General features: G+C 43.7%; 2 protein-coding genes. Both read left to right on the plus strand.

Annotated features, from left to right (window positions below):
- Positions 1 to 48 precede the first annotated feature (48 nt).
- Positions 49 to 579: a S41 family peptidase gene (locus JHD79_RS22475; RefSeq protein ID WP_199121596.1), complete on the plus strand. Its 531-nt coding sequence runs from the start codon at positions 49 to 51 to the stop codon at positions 577 to 579.
- Positions 580 to 654: 75 nt separating this feature from the next.
- On the plus strand, positions 655 to 1,437 hold a 783-nt coding region (locus JHD79_RS22480), incomplete at its 3' end, for a FecR domain-containing protein (protein WP_199121597.1).

The raw sequence follows: 1,437 nt of genomic DNA on the forward strand, positions 1-1,437 counted from the left end.
TCGATCGTCGGCAGCGTCAGATGTGTATAAGAGACAGCCTTTAGCCAAGTGAGTGCATATCGCATAAATATCCATACCCTTTATGTACTTACTTCTGCCGCAACGGCCTCATCGGCCGAGCTGATCATTAATAACCTTAGGCCTTATCTTCCTGTTGTACAAATAGGAAATAAGACCCTTGGAAAGGATATGTCTAGTTTTGAAATATTTGACCAAAGAAAACCTAAGAAGATAGCTTATATTTTGCATCCATTGATTTTTAAATTGTACAATGCCAACCATCAGGGCGATTATAGTGAGGGATTGCAGCCAGATTACGAAGTAGATGAATTTAGTGTACTTCCACTGAAAGCCTTTGGCGATACCAATGATCCGCTGCTGAAGAAGGCCCTGGAAATATCGCTTGGTGCTGTGGCTGTTTCTACCCTGTCGAAAACAAGCTCAACGCTTATACAAACTACTGAAAGTACGAAGGGAAAGGCCGTGTTCCAATCTTCAGTCATACGTAGTGGTGCCATACCAACTGTAATAATGGAGAAAGCTAAAAGCCTATATCGGTTTAATCAAATAAAAAAATAAAAACGTATAGTAAAAAAGTGGACACTGTTCGTATTACTATTAAAGCAGGGTAATAATGGCCCGAAGAATAATCAAATGACAAAAGAACTAATATACAGATACTTTCATGATAGGTGCACAGATGAAGAGTATGCTTTGGTGAGTGAATACCTCAAAGGCGATGATTTGAGCCTGCTCCATGAATACATGGATGAGGTTTCTTCAAAAGCTACTGCAAAAAACACCATTAGTGAAGTAGAATCTGTTCAATTACTGAACAATATCCATAAGAATATAAGTATAGAAAAAATAATAAAACAGATCGAAAAAGAAGTAAATATTGAGCATTCGCAGAAATTGGTAGTGTTAGGGCATCACCTAAAAAATACCGAAAGAAAATCTCTTTGGACTTTCCCGTTGCGTATAGCGGCCAGCATTACTTTGATGTTTGCCGTTGGTCTTGGCGCTTTTCAGCTTTGGAAAGAGAAGCAAGATGGTCATAAATCCGTTCAAATGGCTATGGCCTGGACAACGGTTGATAATCCGTCAATAAATATTAAGCGGTTAAAAATGCCAGATGGTACGAGCATATGGTTAAATTCTTATTCTTCTTTGGCCTATAGACCTTTGGTTTATAATCGTAACCAAAGAGAGGTAAGGGTTAATGGAGAAGCTTTTTTTGATGTAGCGCATAATGCCTGTCTCTTATACACATCTCCGAGCCCACGAGACCTGCGTTACCATCTCGTATTCCGTCTTCTGCTTGAAAAGGGGGGGGGGGGGGGGGGGGGGGGGGGGGGGGGGGGGGGGGGGGGGGGGGGGGGGGGGGGGGGGGGGGGGGGGGGGGGGGGGGGGGGGGGGGGGGGGGGGGGGGGGGGG

The sequence above is a fragment of the Pedobacter sp. ASV28 genome (assembly GCF_016428855.1).
Taxonomy (GTDB): domain Bacteria; phylum Bacteroidota; class Bacteroidia; order Sphingobacteriales; family Sphingobacteriaceae; genus Pedobacter.